15 protein-coding genes are annotated in these 18,140 nt (G+C 73.8%); 4 read left to right on the top strand and 11 right to left on the bottom strand.

What is annotated here, in order from left to right; translation table 11 throughout:
• Positions 1 to 83 precede the first annotated feature (83 nt).
• From C3492_RS16640 to C3492_RS16610, 7 genes are all read right to left on the bottom strand, one after another.
• Complete coding sequence (locus tag C3492_RS16640; protein ID WP_103812543.1) at positions 84 to 1,415, bottom strand: HEXXH motif-containing putative peptide modification protein; 1,332 nt, start codon at positions 1,413 to 1,415, stop codon at positions 84 to 86.
• A complete protein-coding gene (locus C3492_RS16635) occupies positions 1,412 to 1,690 on the bottom strand; it encodes a hypothetical protein (RefSeq protein WP_258055737.1) in 279 nt (92 codons plus the stop codon). The genes C3492_RS16640 and C3492_RS16635 overlap by 4 nt, the downstream gene beginning before the upstream one ends.
• A gap of 92 nt (positions 1,691 to 1,782) precedes the next feature.
• Positions 1,783 to 5,346 (bottom strand): SAV_2336 N-terminal domain-related protein, encoded by a 3,564-nt coding sequence (locus tag C3492_RS16630; protein ID WP_103812542.1) that lies wholly within the window; start codon positions 5,344 to 5,346, stop codon positions 1,783 to 1,785.
• 7 nt (positions 5,347 to 5,353) lie between these two features.
• On the bottom strand, positions 5,354 to 6,367 hold the full coding sequence (locus C3492_RS16625; RefSeq protein ID WP_103812665.1) for a MoxR family ATPase: 1,014 nt from the start codon (positions 6,365 to 6,367) through the stop codon (positions 5,354 to 5,356).
• A 187-nt stretch (positions 6,368 to 6,554) separates the two neighbouring features.
• The gene (locus C3492_RS16620; RefSeq protein WP_258055736.1) at positions 6,555 to 9,086 is read right to left on the bottom strand and encodes a trypsin-like peptidase domain-containing protein; all 2,532 of its coding nucleotides are present in this window, start codon (positions 9,084 to 9,086) and stop codon (positions 6,555 to 6,557) included.
• A complete protein-coding gene (locus tag C3492_RS16615; protein WP_103812541.1) occupies positions 9,083 to 9,472 on the bottom strand; it encodes a CU044_2847 family protein in 390 nt (129 codons plus the stop codon). The genes C3492_RS16620 and C3492_RS16615 overlap by 4 nt, the downstream gene beginning before the upstream one ends.
• A gap of 166 nt (positions 9,473 to 9,638) precedes the next feature.
• Complete coding sequence (locus C3492_RS16610) at positions 9,639 to 9,818, bottom strand: DUF6104 family protein (protein WP_014674941.1); 180 nt, start codon at positions 9,816 to 9,818, stop codon at positions 9,639 to 9,641.
• A gap of 218 nt (positions 9,819 to 10,036) precedes the next feature.
• Between C3492_RS16610 and C3492_RS16605 the strand changes: the two genes are divergently transcribed.
• Positions 10,037 to 11,020, top strand: a complete 984-nt coding sequence (locus C3492_RS16605) for a DUF4097 family beta strand repeat-containing protein (protein WP_103812540.1) — start codon at positions 10,037 to 10,039, stop codon at positions 11,018 to 11,020.
• A 1-nt stretch (position 11,021) separates the two neighbouring features.
• Entirely contained in the window at positions 11,022 to 12,068 is a 1,047-nt protein-coding gene (locus C3492_RS16600) for a PadR family transcriptional regulator (protein WP_103812539.1), read from the top strand.
• 151 nt (positions 12,069 to 12,219) lie between these two features.
• Here C3492_RS16600 and C3492_RS16595 read toward each other — a convergent pair whose 3' ends face one another.
• The 4 genes from C3492_RS16595 to C3492_RS16580 all read right to left on the bottom strand — a co-directional run bounded on the left by C3492_RS16595 (position 12,220) and on the right by C3492_RS16580 (position 15,618).
• The gene (locus tag C3492_RS16595) at positions 12,220 to 12,795 is read right to left on the bottom strand and encodes a Clp protease N-terminal domain-containing protein (protein WP_103812538.1); all 576 of its coding nucleotides are present in this window, start codon (positions 12,793 to 12,795) and stop codon (positions 12,220 to 12,222) included.
• Positions 12,795 to 13,004, bottom strand: a complete 210-nt coding sequence (locus C3492_RS16590) for a helix-turn-helix domain-containing protein (protein ID WP_014674937.1) — start codon at positions 13,002 to 13,004, stop codon at positions 12,795 to 12,797. The genes C3492_RS16595 and C3492_RS16590 overlap by 1 nt, the downstream gene beginning before the upstream one ends.
• Positions 13,005 to 13,175: 171 nt before the next feature.
• On the bottom strand, positions 13,176 to 14,141 hold the full coding sequence (locus C3492_RS16585; protein ID WP_103812537.1) for a zinc-binding dehydrogenase: 966 nt from the start codon (positions 14,139 to 14,141) through the stop codon (positions 13,176 to 13,178).
• 253 nt (positions 14,142 to 14,394) lie between these two features.
• Entirely contained in the window at positions 14,395 to 15,618 is a 1,224-nt protein-coding gene (locus C3492_RS16580; RefSeq protein ID WP_103812536.1) for an NADP-dependent malic enzyme, read from the bottom strand.
• Positions 15,619 to 16,205: 587 nt separating this feature from the next.
• Between C3492_RS16580 and C3492_RS16570 the strand changes: the two genes are divergently transcribed.
• Positions 16,206 to 17,165 (top strand): ABC transporter substrate-binding protein, encoded by a 960-nt coding sequence (locus C3492_RS16570; protein WP_103812534.1) that lies wholly within the window; start codon positions 16,206 to 16,208, stop codon positions 17,163 to 17,165.
• A gap of 36 nt (positions 17,166 to 17,201) precedes the next feature.
• Positions 17,202 to 18,137: an amino acid ABC transporter permease gene (locus C3492_RS16565; protein WP_014674933.1), complete on the top strand. Its 936-nt coding sequence runs from the start codon at positions 17,202 to 17,204 to the stop codon at positions 18,135 to 18,137.
• The last annotated feature ends 3 nt before the right edge of the window (positions 18,138 to 18,140 follow it).

Here is an 18,140-nt window from a genome sequence, read left to right as displayed (position 1 = left end):
CGCCGCTCCCTGCTTCCACCGCGGCCGCCGGTCTCCTGGGCTGCCGCACGCATAACGTAACGCAATAGACCGTGGACGGAGCGTCAGCCCGGCGCGCGGGCGCCCCCCGCGAGGCGCGCGTGGTGGCTGCCCATGTGCCGGACGAACTCCCGTCCGTCCGGGGTCAGTTCATCGGACTCCGTCAGCACGGACAAGGCCTCGGCGACCTGCTCCCGGCACGCCTCGAACCGTTCGGCGGCGCGCCGCCGCCACACCCAGGCGGGTCCGGTGCGGGCCCGCCACCACAGGTCGAGCAGCGCCAGGTGGGCGTACGCGCCCTGGAGGACGCCCGGCACCGGGCGCGGGTCCCGCCGCCAGCCCACCCGGTGCAGGCTGCCGCCGGGCCGCCACAGCGGGACCAGTTCGTCCAGCACGGCCAGCTTGGTGTGGTGCGTCTCGTGCACCAGCAGTTCGGCCAGCTCCCGCCGGTCGGCCGGCAGCTGGGCCAGCACGGCGCCGGGCGCGGTCCGCACGGTGGCGCTCAGCGGCGGTCCGCCGTCCGCCGACGGCGCCAGCGGGACGACGGCACGCACCAGCGCCAGGGTCTCGGCGGTCCGGGCGGGGTGCGTGGTGGCCAGCAGGGCGTGCGCGTCGCGCCAGCGGGCGGCCCACGCGGCGGGGTCGGAGTACGGCCGCTCGGCCGCGGGCAGCGCCGCCGGCCCTATGCCGCCCGGGGGCACCCGGTGGGGGTCGACGTCGTCGAGTACGGCGGTGCCGCCGGGCAGGGTGTGCAGCGCCGACCAGGCCAGGGTGCCGTCGGCGGTCCACCGGGTGCCGGGTCCGGCCGGGGCGGCCCCGGGCAGCAGCAGCGTCTGGCCCGCACCGTCGGTGATGCGCAGGGCTCCGGACCGGCCGCTGAGCCGGGCCCGGCCCCGGGCGCAGCGCAGCAGCCCGACACCGGGCAGCGGCAGGGTGCCGGCGGGCAGCACGCGGGTGGTGGTGAAGCGGCAGCCGGCGCGCAGGGCGGCGGCGACGGCCACCGCGCCCAGTCCGGCGAGACCCTCGGCGAACTCCGGGCCGTCGGGCGCGGCGAGCGCCGTGGCCAGCCAGGCACCGGTCGTCGGATAGTCGAGGACGGCGCGGACGGCCGGGGCGTCGGACCGCTCGGCCCGCTCCAACAGCGCCCAGTCGTCCTCGAAGCGCCGCCGTACCGCCGCGGGCAGGGTGCCGCGCACGCGGTCGAAGCGGACCAGGAGGGACTTCAGCAGCAGCATCCGCCGGGCGTGCAGGGCGGCGTGCAGGGCCGCGGTGGCGGCGGGCAGCGGCCGGGTGCGGGCCAGGGCGTGGAGGATCTCGGGCGGGACCGGTCCGGAAGCGGGGGCGGCCGGAGCGGCCGGCCGTATGTCCCCCAGGGGTCCCACGGCTCCCGGGGTCATGCCACGGTGTCCTGGCCGCGTAAGGGCTGCCGCGCGGGACCGGCCGAAAACGCATGCCCGGGCCGGCCCGGCATGATCTCGTCGTCCCCGCCGGTGGTGTACCAGACCCGGCGCAGCCCGTCCGGGTCGGCGAGCACCCCGGCGACCGCCGCGAGCACCGCCGGATCGTCCATGGCACGCAGTGTCCGCAGGTCGACGTCGGTGAGGTCGGGTGGGAACACGGCCTCTTCGGCGTCCTCGCCGAGGCCGGCCCCCCGTGTCCTAAGCTCCCCCACCCTCGGCTCCTCCCTGCCCTACGCCCGCCCCGCACAGCCGCAGTGGCTGCCCACTTCTTCCCGACAGGCCGGAACCAGAAACCCTGGACGGTTCAACTCCGGTCAAGTTCGCGCGCGTCGGCCCACTCCTGGGCCCACGGCCACCACGGCGGGGCCGTCTCCCGCCAGTCCGGCTCCGGCAGCGACCGGGCGTCCTCGGGCGGCGGTCGCCGTTCCGCCCGCCGGGTCAGCTCGACATCGGCCCAGTCGACCTCGCGCAGCGCCCCGACGAGCCGCTGCCACTGCTCCAGGGCCGCCCGGAACGCGCCACGGGCCGCGCCGGGCCGTCCCATCAGCGCCAGCACCGCTCCGCAGCCGTGCCGGGCGCGGGCGGCCGTCACCGAGCCGGGGTCGCCGCCGTGGGCCGCCTCCGCCTCCCGCTCGGCGTTCTCGTACGCCTGCAACGCCTCCAGCAGCACCGGCGCGCCCGCGTGGTACCAGCCCTCCAGCCGCACCCGGCCCAACTGGAGCCAGACCTCGGCCCGTACGGCCGCGTCGGTCGCAGCGCGCACCGCCTGGCCGAGCAGATGCCGGCTCTCGAACAGGTCGGGCAGGAAGCCGACGTGGCGGAAGCGCTGGGCGAGCGCGCTGCCGACCAGGCCCTGGAGCCGGCCGCGGTGCGCGGACCGGGCGGGCAGCGACTTCAGCGCCTCGCGCAGCACGTACTCGGCCCGGTCCACCACCCCGGCCCCGTCACCGGCGGAGGCCCGCCGCAGCAGCGACTCGCCCCAGGCGGTGAGGAGCTGGACGCGCAGCGGGCCGTCGGCGGGGGCGAGCAGCGCGGCCCGCTCGTACGCCGCGTCGGCCTCCCCGGTCTCCCCGGCCGCGTCGTGGAACGCGGCCAGCGCGGCCAGGCACGGCAGCAGCAGATCCGGATCGTCCCCGGCGGCCTCCAGCGCCTCGCCGAGCGCCCGCCGGGTCTCGGCGTCCTCGGCCCCGGCCCCCCGCAGTGCCCGCGCGAGATCGAGCAGCGCGGGCCCCCGTACGGCGTCGGGCACCCGCTCCCGCGCCAGCACCGCGCAGCCCTCCCGCAGTTCGGGCACGGCGGCACCGGGACGCCGCAGATCGAGCAGCACCCGCCCGCGCAGCAGCAGCCGGGCCCGGTGGGCGGTCACCTCCCAGGGCACGCCGCCCCGCCTCGCGGGGAACGGCTCCGGGGCAGCGGCGGCGGGTACGACGGTGTCCGTGCCGCCGGGGTCGTGTCCGGAACCACCGTCACCGGTACGGCCGTACGTGCCTCCGGGGTCACCGGGGCCACCCTGGCCGACCTCGCTGTCACCGACACCGGCGTAGGCGACCCCGCCGCCACCGGGACCACCGCGGCCGGTCCCCCTGTCACCGGAGCCGCCGTCACCGCCCCCGGCGTAACCGGACCCGCCACCACCGGACGCCCCGTCAACGAGCCCGGCGTCACCGGACCCGCCGGAACCGGACCCGCCGTCACCAGAGCTGCCGTCACCGGGGCTGCCGTCACCCGGGATCGCGCCCTCGGGCACCCCGAGGTCGGGACGCCAGTCGCGGGCGACGGCGGTGACACGGGGCCAGGGCGGGACCTCGCCGTCCAGGGCACCGAGCGCTTCCGTCAGATGGTCCCGTCCGGCCGTCAGCTGCCACAGCTCGCGTCGGCACGAGGCAAGCTCCAGAGCCGCTTCCGCCCGCTCCCGGCTGTCGGCGGGAGCCGCCTCGTACGCGCCGGCGAGTTCGGCCGCCGCCTCCCGCAGCAGCCCGGCGCGCCGCCCCTCGGCCCGCGCACCCGCCGTACCGGCCTCCGCGCGCAGCACGCGGCCGAGGACCAGCCGCGCCCGGGCCATGGGACCGGGAACGCCGGCACCCGTGCCCGCCGTGGCGACGCGGGCCTGTTCCCGGGCCCGGCGGAGCATCTCCGGGTCGGCCAGCCGCCGCCACCGGTCGAGCAGCCGCTCGGCCTCGGTCAGCGGGTCGGGGGTGACCAGGTCCGGCAGGTAGAACCGCAGCACGCGCGCGGGGATGCGGGCGAACAGCTCGGCCTCCACGCTGCCGCCGCCGTCCCGCGCACCGCCGTCCTCGGCGGAGCGCGCCGTACCGGCGTCCGGGTCGTGGTCGGCGAGCCGGGCCGCGGCCAGGGCGGCGAAGTTGCGGGTGCCCTTGCCGAAGTGCCGTTCCACATAGGCCGAGCAGTGCTTGAGGACGAGCCCGGCGGCGTCCTGGTCGAGGGAGGACAGCAGCAGGTCCTGCATGCGCGGCGAGTACGCGAAGCAGGGCTGCTCCTCGGTGCCGGGCAGTTGCCGCAGCAGTCCGCCGAGCAGCACCTCGGCCAGTTCCATGGGACCGGTGTCGGGCAGCATGGCCCGCTGGACCAGCCGCATCACGGGCAGGGTGAGGGGCGCGGCGGCGAGGTAGACGGCGAGCCGGAGGGCGCCGGGCGAGGCGCCGGCGCGGAAGGCGCGCAGCAGCTCCTCCTCGCTGCGCGCCGGCGGTGCGGCCGAGACGTATCCCGGTGCGGTGGCGGGGTGGGCGAAGCCGGCCCAGGCGTGCTCGCGGGTCGGCCCGGTGCCGGCGAGCAGCCGGGCGAAGGCCGCGAACGCCTCCGGGGTGGGCTGGAGCACCGGCACGGGCCGCGCACCCGGCGGTGGTTCCTCCGCCTCCTCCCACGGCTCGTCCTCGGGCAGGAAGTCGAGGCGCCCGCCGGACTCTCCGGTGCGGACCAGCAGCCCCGGCTCGGCGGGCAGCGCGGTACGGCCCCACAGGCGGGGCGGCAGCGGCTGGACCACGGCCAGCGGGGCGGTGCGCGGCCAGCCGTGCAGCAGGCGCTGCGCGGTGCCGTTCTGCCACAGGGGGCCGACGCAGTCGCTGATGACGAAGGTGAGCCGGCGCCCGCTGGGGTCGTGCAGCTCGTCGGCGGGCCGCAGCCGGGTGCGCCGGCCCGGACCGACGGTCGTACCGACCAAGGGGGCTCCGGAGCCGTCGGCGTACAGCTGGTGGACGCGGACGGAGGCGAACGCGCCGGACTGCTGGCAGGCCTGGCGCAGTTCCTCGACCATCTCGCCCCAGACGGCCATGGCGGGCCCGGTGTCCATGAGCAGCTGGACGTCGCAGCGCCGGTGGCGGCCGGGCCGCGTGACGGGGAGCAGGATGCCGCTGGCGGCGGCCCGGTCCGCGGTGGCCGCCTCGTCGATCCGCTCGTCCCGGCCGCGTGCGGAGGCGGTGCGGTAGCGGCCGAGGGCACGCAGTGCCTTCTGCAGGCCGAGCAGTCCGGGCAGGGCGCCGGCGGCGGGGGCGCGGACCGGGAAGGCCGCGGGGTCGCCGTCGGCCCGGACGCAGGGGGCAGGGCTCGGGGTGTGCAGCGGGACGGCGGGGGCGGGCGCGTCCGCGCGGGGCGCCTGCGGGCCGCCGGGGCCGTCCGGCGGTACGTCCCGCGTCCCCGGACCGGACGCGCCGTCCGTTCCGGAGGAACCCGGGGTACCGGAAGAGCCGGGCGGGCCGTCGGGGCCTGTGCCGGACGTGCCGTCGGGGTCACCGGGCGCGGCCCCGCCCAGCCGCCGGGCCAGCCAGAGCGCGTCGGCCATGTCCTCGGCGGTCGGCTGGAGCCCGCCCTGGCGCAGCTTGCCGATCAGCTCGTCCAGGCGCATCCCCGGCATCCGCCTCTCACCTCGTACGGTCGAGCGGTTGCATCAGCATCTCGGCGATCCGCTCCCGGGTGAGGCCCTGCGCGTGCGGATCGTGCTGCGTGAGGAACAGGGCGTTCAGGAGCTGGTCGGCGGCGAGCACCTCGCCGGGTTCCCGCTCCAGGAAGCGGCGGATGAGATCGCTGCCTGCGGCGACGCCGTCCGTGCCGAGGTGTGCCTCGACCATGGCGGTGAGCTGCTCCTCGCCGGGCGGGTCCAGTTCGAGCTGGACGCAGCGGCGCAGCAGCGGGGCGGGGAAGTCGCGTTCGCCGTTGGAGGTCATCACGATCACCGGGAACGCGGTGCACGCGACGCGCCCGCCGCGCACGGCCACCCGGTCGCCGTCGTGCGTGAGCACCTCGACGACGGGTTCCCGGTCGGCCAGCCGTTCCAGCTCGGGGACCGAGAACTCGCCTTCCTCCAGGGTGTTCAGCAGGTCGTTGGGCAGGTCGAGGTCGCTCTTGTCCAGCTCGTCGATGAGCAGGACGCGGGGCCGCTCGGCGGGCAGGAGCGCGGTGCCGAGCGGTCCGAGGCGGATGTAGGAACCGATCCCGGAGGCCGCGGCACCGCGGTCGTCCCCGCCGGCGCGCTCCAGCTGGACGTCCTGGAGCCGGGCTATGGCGTCGTACCGGTACAGCCCGTCCTGGAGGGTGGTGCGGCTGACGACGGGCCAGCGCAGCACCTTGCCCAGGCCGAGTTCATGGGCGATCGCGTACGCCAGGGTCGACTTGCCGGTTCCCGGGTTGCCGGTGACCAGCAGGGGCCGACGCAGGTAGAGGGCCGCGTTGACCGCGTCGACCTCGGCCGGCCGGGGCGCGTAGTTCTCGACCAGACGGCGTCGCACGCCGAGCCGGCGGGCGCTGCTGGGATCCTCCGGGCCGCTGTCCGCGCCGTCCCGGGAGCCGGCGAAGTCTCGCCAGGGCGGCGGCGCCGGCAACCGTCGCATGCCGTCGTGCGGCTGACCCACTCCGCGGTAGATCCGCCAGTCGTTCACCTTGGGCTCCTCCCGGCTCTGGTGATCATGCAGCGGGCCCGGCCGTCCGACGTACGAGGCTACCGCCCGTCGGCCGCGCCCGCCGAGGTTCGCGGCGTACGACACCCGCTCCCCGTTCCCGCGAACGGCCGTCCGAGTCAACAGAGTTGACGGTCGGCCACCGGGAGGGCGGCGGGTCGCCGACGGGTCAGCCGCCGGGCGCGGCCAGCGGCGGCGGCCGCATGCTCTCCGTCCCGTACGGCGGCCGGTCCGGCGGCGGGTCGAACAGTACGGCGATCTTGCCGCGCAGTCCGTACGCCCGGGCGGTGTCCGGGTCGGCCAGGCGGATGCGCAGATCGCGGACCGGACCGTGCAGCCCGTCCGCGTGCCCGGCGAGCCCCAGCAGGTCGGCAGCCTGCCGGTGGAAGTCCCCGCACTCGTCGTGATCATGCAGGTCGCGGCGCCACAGCACCACCGCGTGCCCGGAGCGCAGCGCGTCCCGCATCGCCGCGTAGCCCTCGCCGCTGCCGACGGGACCGCAGTACACGGGTACGGACGCGTCACCCATCGCCGACAGGGCGCCGTAGTACGGGAACCTGCCCCCGGCCCGGGCCCCCGGCGGATGCCCCTCGGCGGCGGGCCGCCCGTGCAGGGTCCCGTGCGCCAGCGGTCCGCGCAGGACGCCCTTCCAGCGGCGGCGCCACTCCGGGGAGGGTGGCAGGCCGTTGCGCCGGACGTCCCGGACGACGACGGTCCGCCGCATCCCGAGCGGCAGCGCCCGCTCGTCCACGAAGTCGTCTTCCTCGTCGTCCTCGACGTCCACGACGTCCTGGTCGGTTGTGGCGGCGTGGGGATCGGGGAGCAACGACCAGTCGTCCACCGGGAGGTCGAACAGCTTGCGGGGCAGGAAGACCTCGATCGCGGCGAGGTGCTCCCCGTGGTCCCCCTGGTTCAGCGCCCTGGCCAACGGCTCCCGCAGCACCCGCGCCAGCTCCTCGGCCCGCACGCCCCGGTCGTCCCCGGCGACCGGCGTGACGTCCTGCCCGCCGTAGATCAGCTGCACGCTCCACGGATGCCGGCCGTAGGTGGCCGGGCCGACCTTGACGAGGACGTCGGTGCGGGTGTCGGGGGAAGGGGGGACGAGGGAGGGGGCGGTGACGTGCGGCCGGCTCGCGCGGCCCGCCTCGGGCGGGTGAACGGACCCGGCGGGAAGCGGCGCCGTGCCGGGCTCGGTGGGTGACGGCGTACCGAGGCACTCGACGGTGGACGGCGCTTCCAGGACGGACGGCGCTTCCTGAGACGGCGCTTGCGGAGCGGACGGCACTTCGAGGGCGCCGACCGGCGTCGGCAGGTCGGCGGCCGCGCTCTGCGCCGGAACGGCCTGCGCCGGAGTCACGACCGCTCCGTTCGCCACGGGCACCCCGTTGGAGGGGCCACCGGGCAGGTCACCGGGCTGACTGTCGGACAGGCCACCGGACTGACTGCCGGGTGGGCCACCGGGCCGGCCGCCGGTCAGCGCATCGACGACGGCCGTGGTCGGACCGTCGGCCCGTCCCGCCCCGTCGGCGCCCTCCAGCAGCGCGCGGATGGCCTCGCCGACCGCCCAGTGCCGGTGGCCGGCGGCCTGCCCGGCTATCCACTCGGTGAACGCCCGAAGCCGTCCCGCCTCCACCTCCCCGGCGTGCTCGCGCGCGGCCTTGCGGGCCACCCGGGCGGCGTACAGCAGTACGGCATCCAGGTCGACCAGCGTTCCACCGCCGCCGGGGTCCAGCATGCGCAGGCCGTACAGCAGCGCGGCGCCCTCGCGCCAGGTGCGGACGTTCGGCAGCACCAGCGACGGCAGCCGTTCGCCCCGCACCTGCTCCTTCACGTCCTCCACGAGGTGGACGACCTCACCCGCCCCGGCCGGCGGCGGCAGGTGGGCGAGATGGCCGTGGAGCCGTGTGCGCAGTTCGGTGGTGATCCCGGAGACGGAGGGCGCGTGACCGGGCAGGGTGGCCTGGACGGCGGTCCAGTGGGGGTACGGCGAGGGGACGCCGAGAAGACTCGCGTGATGGAGGTCGTGGGCGCGCAGCACCTCGCGCACCGCACGCCCGGCCTCGCGCGAGTCCAGCAGTTCGTACAGCGCGGTGACCGGGACGGCGACGCCCTCCTCCCGCCGGCGCCCTTTGATCACGCCGATGACGGAGCCGTGCCGCAGGTCGAGCACCGGCCCGCCGGAGAGCCCGCCGATGGGGAGGATGCCGGTGAGCAGCAGGGCACGGGCGTCGGAACCGGCCAGTTCGCCGCTGCCCTGCCGGATGCCCAGCTCACCGGTCTGCACCGACCAGCCGTAGAGCCCGAGCGGGGTGCGCGGGCCGGCTTCCCGGTCGCCGAGCCACAGGCAGCGCACCTCGTCGGCCCCGGTCACCCGGACGAGCGCGAGGTCGGGGAACGGCCAGGGGTCACGCGCCGGCCGTCCGGCCTCGGGCCGGGGCGCGACGACGACGGCCGTCCCGGTGCCGCCGCGCGGCTCCCAGGCGCCGTCGGCGGTGCGCTCCTGCCAGGTCACGCTCAGGGCGCTCTGCCCTCGGCACACCGCGGCTCCCCCCTTCCCCACGACATGGGCGCAGGTCAACAGCCAGCCCGGGGCTATGAAGAACCCCGACCCCCAGTACGAGTCACGGTCCGTTGCATACCCGTCACCCGGTGCGCCGATGCGCGCGAGGGAGGGGCGCACCATCTCGTCGAAGGCGCTCATACGGCGCCGGGGGCCGGGGACTGCGGCGGTACGACCGCGCCACCCGCCGTCGCCGGGTCCGCGCCGTCCGCCGCCGTGGCCGGTTCGGTCCAGGTCAGGGACACGGTGAGGGAGGATCTGCCGCCCCCCTCGGCGATGGCGCTCACGATCTTGCCGGACTGCGCCGTCAGTTCGATACCGAAGCTGACGGAGACCTCGACGGGTGCCGGTGTGTCCAGACCGGCGCGCAGGGAGCGCACGACGCCACCGACCGTGCCGGCCAGTCCTTCCGCCATGTCGATGACCCGGTCGCCCAGCCCGGTGTCCCAGTAGCCGTCCTCGTCCAGCGCCTCCTCGGCGGCGGCGCTGATCCTGGCCCAGACGACGGTTCCGTCGTCCAGACGCACGCGTTCGATTCCTCCAGCCATGACGCCCCCGTTCGCCGATGGGAGGAGAAGGCTAACTCCCGGGGAGGGAGAGGGGGAGGGGAAGAGGGGTGCCGGCGAAGGATACGGCCGGTGATCGCCCCCACCCGTCCTGCTCGTCCGCCTCGTCGTGCTCGTCGGCCTCGTCCTACTCGTCCTCCTCGTCGTCGAGCCGCGCGAGCCAGGTGGCCAGGCGCTCCACGGGCACCTCGAAGTCCGGGTTCAGATCCACGAACGTACGCAACTGCTCCGCCAGCCACTCGAAGGTGACCTCTTCCTCGCCACGCCGCTTCTCCAACTCCTCGATACCGCGGTCGGTGAAGTACATCGGTGCCCATCTCCAGCAGATACATCGGCCTGACAACAACTCCCACCAGCCTATGTCGCCACCGTGCCCCGTCCGGGACCAGCCGGGCAGCCGGGCCCCCGCTGCGGACGATCCCCGAAAGGGCGTCTTGACTTCCCGCGACCACGATATATCGTGAATCTCGTGGGAACGCGATATGGCGTGTCCCGACACGTGTCCTGGCCAGCCGAGGAGGCCCCATGCCCGAATGGACCGTCACCGAACCCCAGAAGCTGACCTTCGACACCCCCGTGCGCGACCTCCAGGTCCGCATCGTCAACGGCACGGTGAACGTGGTGGGCACGGACGAGGGCTCGGCCCGCCTGGAGGTCTCGGAACTGGAAGGCCCGCCTCTGATCGTCACCCGGAACGGCACCACCCTCACCGTGGCCTATGAGGACCTGCCCTGGAAGGGGTTCCTCAAGTGGCTCGACCGGAAGGGCTGGCGCCGCAGCGCCGTCGTCTCCCTCGCGGTCCCCGCCGACACGCGCGTCGAGGTGGGCGTGGTCGGCGCCGCCGCGGTCGTCTCCGGCATCCGTGGCCCCGCGGTGGTCAAGGGAGTGACGGGCGACACCACCCTGGTCGGGGTCTCGGGCCCGGTCCGCGCGGACACCGTCTCGGGGAGCCTGGAGGCCCAGGCGGTCACCGGCGACCTGCGGTACCACTCGGTCTCCGGCGACCTGACCGTGGTGGAGGGCTCCGGCTCCTCCGTGCGGGCCGACACCGTCAGCGGCTCCATGATCGTCGACCTGGACCCGGACGGCCCGACGGACATCGGCCTCACCAGCGTCTCGGGCGAGATCGCCATCCGCCTGCCGCACCCGGCCGACGCCGAGGTGGAGGCCAACACCGCGAGCGGCACGATCTCCAACGCCTTCGACGGCCTGCGGGTGCACGGCCAGTGGGGCGCCCACAAGATCACCGGCCGCCTCGGCGCCGGCACCGGCAAGCTGCGCGCCACCACGGTCTCCGGCTCGATCGCCCTGCTGCGCCGCCCGCCCCGGGACGACGACGAGAGCACCCCCTGGGGCTCCGAGCCCCACCCGGCCGGCCACTCCCCCGGCGCCCCGGGAGACAATTCCGTCTCCGGCCGGGACGCCGCCGGGGACACCTCCGGCACCACCGATGCCGGCGCTTCCACCGGCGACCCGGCCGACGGCACGACCGACAAGAAGGTGCTCTGACATGCCTCCCGTCTTCGCCCACGGCCGCCTCCGCCTGTACCTGCTCAAGCTGCTCGACGAGGCCCCGCGTCACGGCTACGAGGTGATCAGGCTTCTTGAGGAGCGCTTCCAGGGCCTCTACGCCCCCTCGGCCGGCACGGTGTACCCCCGCCTGGCCAAGCTGGAGGCGGAGGGCCTGGTCCGGCACACCACCGAGGGTGGCCGCAAGGTGTACGCCATCACGGACGCGGGCCGCGCCGAACTCGCCGACCGCAGCGGCGAGCTGGCCGACCTGGAGCTGGAGATCCGCGAGTCGGTCGCGGAACTGGCCGCCGAGATAAGGGCCGACGTGCGCGGCGCGGCCGGTGACCTGCGCCGCGAGGTGCGCGCCGCCGCCTCCGAGGCCCGCCGTGGCACGAAGGCGTCCGGGGCCGAGCACTCCTTCGGGGCGTACGGCGAGATGGGTGAGAAGGAGGCCTGGAAGACCGCCAAGGAGGAGATGCGCCGGGTCAAGCAGGAGTGGAAGGAGCAGGCGCGGCGCGCCAAGGACGAGAGCCGCCGGGCCCGCGAGGAGGCCCAGCGTGCCCGTCGCCAAGCCCAGGAGGCGCAGGCACGGGCACGGGCCCAGGCGCAGGAGGAGATGCAGCGCATCGCCCGCCGCGTCCAGGACCGCGTCCAGGACCACTTCACGCGCGGCGACTGGCCGACCGGCGTCCGCGAGGGCCTCACGGAACTGGCCAAGGAGCTCGGGGACTTCGGGAAGGACTTCGGCAAGGACTTCGGCAAGGACTTCGGCAGGGACTGGACCTTCGGCCGCCCCGCCGGGGAACCGCACCACACGTTCCCCGGGGAGGACTTCCCCGCCGACTACGAGCCTTCCTGGGCCCACGAGGACACCACGGGCGATCCGGCCCGCGACCTGGACCGCCTCCTGGACCGCTTCCGCGACGACATCCGCGACGCGGCCCGCGACCACGGCGTCACCCCCACCCAGCTCCGCGAGGCCCGCCACCACCTCTCCACGGCGGCGGCCCGCATCGCAGCTCTGCTCCACACCCCCAAACCCTGACACCCCGGCCGACCGAGCCGACCGAGCCGACCGCCCGCGGACGCCCCCTCCCGGCCGAGCGAGTCGGGTGGGCGGGCGGTCGGGCGAACACCGCCAGGGCGAGCTCGTCGGGTGGGCGGTCGGGCGAACACCGCCGGGGCGAACCCGACGCTCATCCCCCAGCCGACCGCGCCGCCGGACAGACCCGCGACACCCCTTCGAACGTCACCCCGTGATCCGCCAGCACCTCGCCCGCCACCCCCGGCACCACGGTGAGCGCCAACAGCAGATGCTCATCCCCGATCCCCCGATCACGCCGCGCCAGGGCAACCCGCAACGCCCGCTCCAACACCCCCTTCGCCCCCCGACCGAAGCCGGGCCGGCCCCCACCCCGACCCCGGCCCCCACCCCGCCCTCGGTCACCGGACATCGCTCCGACGCCGTGCACCTCCTCCACCCGCGCCACGATCTCCGACACATCGATCCCGAGTCCGGCCAGCGCGTCCGCGTCGGCCCGGGTCAGCCCGGCCCGCCGCCGGGCCTCCCCGACATCGCGCCGTACCCGCTCCCGCGCCTCCGGCTCCGCGAGCCCGAGGGCGGACAGCGCGAAGGACGCCCGGCTGCCCTCCCGGTCGAGGAGCGCGAGCAGCAGATGCTCGGCGTCCACGGACCGCGCCCCATCCTTCTCCGCGTACACGAACGCCCCCTCGACCACCGCCCGGGCGTCCTTGGTGAACCGCTCGAACATCAATGCCTCCCGTACTTCTTGTGCACGGCCTGCCTGCTGACACCCAGCTCCGCGGCGATCTCCTGCCACGACCAGCCCTGATTGCGCGCACTGCGCACCTGTACCGCCTCCAGCTGCTCCAGCAGCCGGCGCAGCGCGGCCACGGCCCGCAGTCCGACCCGTGGATCACGGTCACCGGCGCGCTCGGCGAGATCGGTTGCCTCACTCATACTGTCAATCTAGGTTGACATGCACCGGGCGTCAACCCCAGTTGACAACCATGGCCATGCGAAAGGCGGGCCCGACCCTCCGGACCCGCCTCTCGACCACTCGGCCGTCCGACCTCTCAGCCGTCCGACCTCCCGGCCGTCGGGCTCCGCGGCCCGACAACCCGTCGCACCTCAGGAGTTGGTCAGCACGATCTTCCCGAACTGCTCCCCGGAAGCCAGCCGTTCGAAGCCCTCCCGGGCCCGGTCCAGCGGCAGTTCCTCGTCGATGACCGGCCGCACCCCCGTCGCGGCGCAGAAGGCGAGCAGGTCCTCCAGCTCGTCCTTGGTGCCCATGGTGGAGCCGACCACCTTCAGTTCGAGGAAGAAGATCCGGGTCAGCTCGGCGTGCGAGGGCCGGTCCCCGCTGGTGGCACCGGAGATCACGAGCGTCCCGCCGGGCCGCAGGGACTTCACGGAGTGGGACCAGGTGGCGGCGCCGACGGTCTCGATGACCGCGTCCACCCGCTGCGGCAGCCGAGCCCCGGGCTCCACGGCCTCCACCGCGCCCAGCTCCAGGGCCCGCTTCCGCTTGGCCTCGTCCCGGCTGGTGGCGAAGACCCGCAGTCCGGCGGCCTTGCCGAGGGCGATCGCGGCCGTGGCGACACCGCCGCCCGCGCCCTGCACCAGGACCGAGTCACCGGGTCGTACCCCGGCATTGGTGAACAGCATCCGGTACGCCGTCAGCCAGGCGGTCGGCAGACAGGCCGCCTCGGCGAAGGACAGCTCCTTCGGCTTGGGCAGGATGTTCCAGGTCGGCACGGCGACCTGTTCGGCGAAGGTGCCCTGGTACCGCTCGGTGAGGATGGAGCGCGGCTCGTCGGGGCCGACGCCGTGGCCGGTCTGGCCGATGACGGAGTGCAGGACGACCTCGTTGCCGTCCGCGTCGACTCCGGCGGCGTCGCAGCCGAGGATCATGGGCAGCCGGTCCTCCGGGAGGCCGACGCCCCGCAGGGACCAGAGGTCGTGGTGATTGAGGGAAGCGGCCCGCACCGTGACGGTGCTCCAGCCGGGACGGGCCTCGGGAGCCGGGCGCTCCCCCAACTCAAGGCCGGTGAGCGGCTGGTCGCGGTCGATTCGGGCGGCGTAGACAGCGAACATGGTGCCGACGATAGGTCCGCGATGCAGCCGGCGGAACCAGGCCCCCCTGTGACACATGCCCTCTTGCGCAACGGCACCCGTGCGGCGCACGGCCACCGGCACCCCCGGACGGCACCGTCCGAACCCCCGGACCGGCGGGCCCTGGACCAAAGGATCGGCCCCGTCCGCACGGACGGGGCCGATCAGTACTACCCGGTACCACCCGGTACCACCCGGCACTACCAAGCGCTGTTCAGCGCTGGGCGGCGCGATGTCACCGGCGAGCCACGCCCTCGGCCCGCGCGGCGGCGGCGACCGCCGCCGTGACGGCGGGAGCGACCCGCTCGTCGAACGGAGACGGAATCACGTAGTCGGCGGCGAGGTCGTCACCGACCACCGCGGCCAGCGCCTCGGCGGCGGCGATCTTCATCCCCTCGGTGATCCGCGTGGCCCGCACCTGGAGCGCGCCCGCGAAGATCCCGGGGAAGGCCAGCACGTTGTTGATCTGGTTCGGGAAGTCGGAGCGCCCGGTGGCGACGACCGCGGCGTACTTGTGCGCGACGTCCGGGTGCACCTCGGGGTTCGGGTTGGCCATCGCGAACACGAAGGCGCCCTCGGCCATGGAGGCGACGGCGTCCTCGGAGACCGTACCGCCGGAGACGCCGATGAAGACGTCGGCGCCCGCGAGGGCGTCCTCCAGCGAGCCGGTGAGGCCGGCCTTGTTCGTGAAGCCGGCCAAGTCGCGCTTGACCGGGGTCAGGTCCTCCCGGTCGGCCGACACGACGCCCTTGCGGTCGGCCACCGCCACGTCACCGATGCCGGCCTCGATCAGCATCTTGGCGATGGCGACACCGGCCGCGCCGGCGCCGGAGATGACGGCCCGCAGCTGGCCGATCTCGCGTCCGCTGAGCCGCGCCGCGTTCCGCAGCGCCGCGAGCGTCACGACGGCCGTACCGTGCTGGTCGTCGTGGAAGACCGGGATGTCGAGGCGCTCCTGGAGGCGGCGCTCGATCTCGAAGCACCGGGGCGCCGAGATGTCCTCCAGGTTCACTCCGCCGAAGGAGGGAGCGAGCCGGACGACGGTCTCGACGATGTCGTCCACGTCGGTGCAGTCGAGCGCGATCGGCACCGCGTCGACGCCGCCGAACTGCTTGAACAGGATCGCCTTGCCCTCCATCACGGGGAGGGAGGCCTGGGGACCGATGTCCCCGAGTCCGAGCACGGCCGTACCGTCGGTGACGACGGCGACGACGTTGGACTTCCATGTGTAGTCGTTGACCAGCTCCGGCGTTTCCGCGATCGCGGTGCACACGCGAGCGACGCCGGGCGTGTACGCGAGGGAAAGGTCGTCCTTGTCGCGGACCGGCACGGTGGCCTGCACGGCCATCTTGCCGCCGCGGTGCAGCGCGAACGCCGGATCGAAGGAATCGAGGGGCTCCGCCCCGCCGTCCTGGTCCGTTGTGTTGTCGCTGCGAGGATTGACGATCTCCGCTGCCACTTTGTTTTACCCCTTAGGTATGCATGGTTTGAGGGTCGACCACTCCTGGTGAGGGGTGGGCGGGCACCGCGTACGGCTCGATTGCGGATACGTACGAGCTCCTACGCGACGGGCGCGCCGCACACGCGCCCTGAGCCCCGGATGAGGGGTGTAAAGAACCTTCTTACCGGACGGACGGCGCCCGCGACGAGTCCAATAGGTGCAAGGTCACATCCCGGAACCGGAAGACGACACGCGGGCGACGCGCGGACGGCACGCGGATGACGCGCGACGGCGGACCGGAATGGCCCGAAAACGCCCATGGACGACCGATGGGGACGGGTGAAGGAGTGACCACATCCTGAGACATGCTGAAGATTTTCCGGCCGGGGCGCTGGATTCCCGCAGATGGTTCGGTGGGGATGGACCAAGGTTGTACCGACCTGATGCGGTTCGGGGGTCACCCGTTATCCGATTTTGACATAGCGACGCCCCTGAATGGCGCAGACCGAATGGCAAGATGCCGTAAACCCACGAGGTCGCGACACCCGAAGGTGTGTGTTTCCGTCGACCCATCGGCCACTCTTCCATCCGCCGGAGGAACCACGATGACCGCAAGCTCCACCCGTCGTACGACCGCAGCGCGCTCCCGTCTGGCCGCGGCCGGTGCGATCGCGGTCGCAGGGGCCCTTCTGATCACCGGCTGCGGTGACCAGACCAAGGACAAGAACGAGAACTCCGGCAGCGCTTCCGCCGGCAGCGCCCCGCTCGCCGACAAGCTCCCGCAGGACATCCGGAGCAAGGGCAAGATCAGGGTCGGTTCGGACATCGCGTACGCCCCGGTCGAGTACAAGGACTCCGCCGGCAAGGTCGTCGGCCTGGACCCCGACCTGGCGGCGGCCCTCGGCAAGCAGCTCGGGGTGACGTTCGACTTCCAGAACGGCACCTTCGACGCCCTGCTCACCGGTCTGCGCTCGGACCGGTACGACATCGCCATGTCGGCCATGACGGACAACAAGAACCGTCAGGAGGGCGTCGACCCGGACACCGGCAAGAAGGTCGGTGAGGGCGTCGACTTCGTCGACTACCTGACCGCCGGTGTCTCGATATACACCCGCAAGGGCGACACCAAGGGCATCACGTCCTGGGACGACCTGTGCGGCAAGAAGCTCGCCGTCCAGCGCGGCACCACCTCCGAGGACCTGGCCAAGCAGCAGGCCAAGAAGTGTCCGAGCGGCAAGAAGCTCGCCATCGAGGCCTTCGACGACAACCAGCAGGCCCAGACCCGGCTGCGTTCGGGCGGCGCGGACGCCGTGTCCGCGGACTTCCCGGTGGCGGCGTACGCGGTGAAGACCTCCGGCGGCGGCAAGGACTTCGAGATCGTCGGCGACCAGGTCGAGGCGGCGCCGTACGGCATCGCGGTCTCCAAGAAGGAGACCCAGCTGCGCGACGCGCTCCAGGCCGCGATGGACGCGATCATCAAGAACGGCGAGTACCAGAAGATCCTCGAGAAGTGGGGCGCGCAGGACGGCGCCGTCAAGGAGTCCGTGATCAACGGCGGCAAGTGACCCGCGGCACCAAGCGGCCACTGAGAGGCAATTCCCGTGACTGACATCGACAAGACGGCGGGGCCGGTGGACACGCCACCGGCCGGCGCGGAGGCCATCAAGGCCATTCCGGTCCGGCACTACGGACGCTATGTCTCCGCCGTCATCGCGATCGCGCTCCTCGTCGCGATCATCTACGCGTTCGGCCAGGGCCGGATCAACTGGCACGCGGTACCGGACTACTTCTTCGACGACCGGATCCTCACCGGCGTCGGCAAGACCCTCCTGCTGACCGTGCTGTCGATGCTGATCGGCATCGTCGGCGGCATCGTCCTCGCGGTGATGCGGCTGTCGAAGAACCCCGTGACCTCGTCCATCGCCTGGTTCTACATCTGGTTCTTCCGCGGCACCCCGGTCCTGGTCCAGCTGTTCCTCTGGTTCAACCTGGGCCTGGTCTTCGAGTACATCAACCTGATGCCGTTCTACAAGGACTACTGGTCGAACTTCATGACGCCGCTGCTGACGGCGTTGCTCGGCCTGGGTCTGAACGAGGCGGCGTACATGGCCGAGATCTGCCGGGCCGGTCTGCTGGCGGTGGACGAGGGCCAGACCGAGGCGGCCCACGCGCTCGGCATGAGTCACGGCAAGACGCTGCGCCGGGTGGTCATCCCGCAGGCGATGCGCGTGATCGTGCCGCCGACGGGCAACGAAGTGATCAACATGCTGAAGACGACCTCGCTCGTGGCGGCCGTCCAGTATCCCGAGCTGTTCCGTTACGCCCAGGACATCGGCCAGAACTCCGGTGCCCCGGTGGAGATGTACTTCCTCGCCGCGGCCTGGTACCTGATCATGACGTCGGTGCTGAGCGTCGGCCAGTACTACATCGAGCGGTACTACGCCCGCGGCTCCAGCCGCCAGTTGCCGCCGACGCCGTGGCAGAAGGTGAAGACCAACATGCTCTCCCTGGGCCGGCCTAAGGGAGGCATGGCATGACCG

This window comes from Streptomyces sp. Ru62, assembly GCF_002920615.1.
GTDB lineage: Bacteria > Actinomycetota > Actinomycetes > Streptomycetales > Streptomycetaceae > Streptomyces.
Note: the sequence above shows the minus strand (reverse complement) of the source record. Positions and strands in the feature narration are given on the sequence as shown.

Excerpts from the sequence above, each read along its gene's own strand:
- C3492_RS16640 (WP_103812543.1), bottom strand. The coding sequence starts at position 1,415 with ATGACCCCGGGAGCCGTGGGACCCCTGGGGGACATACGGCCGGCCGCT.
- C3492_RS16630 (WP_103812542.1), bottom strand. The coding sequence starts at position 5,346 with ATGCCGGGGATGCGCCTGGACGAGCTGATCGGCAAGCTGCGCCAGGGC.
- C3492_RS16620 (WP_258055736.1), bottom strand. The coding sequence starts at position 9,086 with ATGAGCGCCTTCGACGAGATGGTGCGCCCCTCCCTCGCGCGCATCGGC.
- C3492_RS16610 (WP_014674941.1), bottom strand. The coding sequence starts at position 9,818 with ATGTACTTCACCGACCGCGGTATCGAGGAGTTGGAGAAGCGGCGTGGC.
- C3492_RS16605 (WP_103812540.1), top strand. The coding sequence starts at position 10,037 with ATGCCCGAATGGACCGTCACCGAACCCCAGAAGCTGACCTTCGACACC.
- C3492_RS16600 (WP_103812539.1), top strand. The coding sequence starts at position 11,022 with ATGCCTCCCGTCTTCGCCCACGGCCGCCTCCGCCTGTACCTGCTCAAG.
- C3492_RS16595 (WP_103812538.1), bottom strand. The coding sequence starts at position 12,795 with ATGTTCGAGCGGTTCACCAAGGACGCCCGGGCGGTGGTCGAGGGGGCG.
- C3492_RS16590 (WP_014674937.1), bottom strand. The coding sequence starts at position 13,004 with ATGAGTGAGGCAACCGATCTCGCCGAGCGCGCCGGTGACCGTGATCCA.
- C3492_RS16585 (WP_103812537.1), bottom strand. The coding sequence starts at position 14,141 with ATGTTCGCTGTCTACGCCGCCCGAATCGACCGCGACCAGCCGCTCACC.
- C3492_RS16570 (WP_103812534.1), top strand. The coding sequence starts at position 16,206 with ATGACCGCAAGCTCCACCCGTCGTACGACCGCAGCGCGCTCCCGTCTG.